The organism is Lysobacter sp. 05T417 (genome assembly GCF_056396405.1).
This window is the reverse complement of record NZ_JBFTLK010000025.1, coordinates 1-867: the sequence shown is the minus strand read 5'-3', so window position 1 is coordinate 867 and position 867 is coordinate 1. Positions and strand designations below refer to the sequence as shown.

Genomic DNA, 867 nt, shown 5'->3' with positions numbered 1-867 from the left:
TGCGTTGCCAGCTGGCCATCATCACCGCCTTCAGGACCAACTGTCGGTCCTGCACCGGCGACATCGACCAGCCCACGACCTTGCCCGAGTACAGGTCCAGCAATGCACACAGGTACAACCAGGCCTCGCCGGTGCGGATGTAGGTGATGTCCACCACCCACTTGGTGTTGGGCTCGTTGGCCGCGAAGTCCCGCGCCAAGTGATTGCGGACGAAAGCCGGTCGCACACCAGAGGGCTTGTGCCGCCACCGGCGTCGCTGCGGCACSCCGGCCAGACCTTCACCGGCCATCAGCCGCGCAATGCGGTTGAGGCTTGCCGTTTCGCCGGCGTAGCCCAGCGACTCGTGCATGCGCGGGGCGCCCATCACCCCATCACTGGCCGCGTGCTGCTCCCGGATTTTCTCCAGCAGCCCTGGCGTTGTCCTGCGCCCGGGCACTGGGCCGGCGGGTGGACCAGTCGTGGAAGCCGCTGGGCGAAACCCGCAGGCACCGGCACATCAACCGGATCGGGTACTGGTCGCGGTGGCGTCGGATCGCCTCGTACCTCAAGACGATTCCTTGGCGAAGAACGCCGCCGCATCGCGCAAAAAATCCCGTTCCTTCTTCACCCGCGCCAGTTCGAGCTTGAGTGCCAGCAGCTCCTGGTCGCGGGCGACGCCGTTCCCGGGGAAGGCCTTCTTACCGCCGTCCTCCAGTTCGCGCCGCCATCGATGGATCTGGTTGGCCCCGATGCCAAGATCACGGGCAATCTGCGAAACGTTCGCCCCTGGCAGCCGGGTCAGGCCCACGGCCTCACGCTTGAACTCTTCGCTGTATCTTTTCCGCTGTCGCATGACACTCCTCCTGCCCCATGATGGGGCTTAACTGA

2 protein-coding genes are annotated in these 867 nt (G+C 65.5%); both read right to left on the bottom strand.

Going from position 1 to position 867, the window contains the following annotated elements; all coding sequences use genetic code 11:
- The coding region (locus tag AC1DER_RS17225; protein WP_477358219.1) for a DDE-type integrase/transposase/recombinase at positions 1 to 364 on the bottom strand (364 nt) is incomplete at its 3' end.
- Between the two features lie 180 nt (positions 365 to 544).
- Entirely contained in the window at positions 545 to 832 is a 288-nt protein-coding gene (locus AC1DER_RS17220; protein WP_477358216.1) for a transposase, read from the bottom strand.
- Positions 833 to 867 lie beyond the last annotated feature (35 nt).

Bases quoted from the DNA above. Each gene is read 5' to 3' on its own strand.
- AC1DER_RS17220 (WP_477358216.1), bottom strand. From the start codon at position 832: ATGCGACAGCGGAAAAGATACAGCGAAGAGTTCAAGCGTGAGGCCGTG.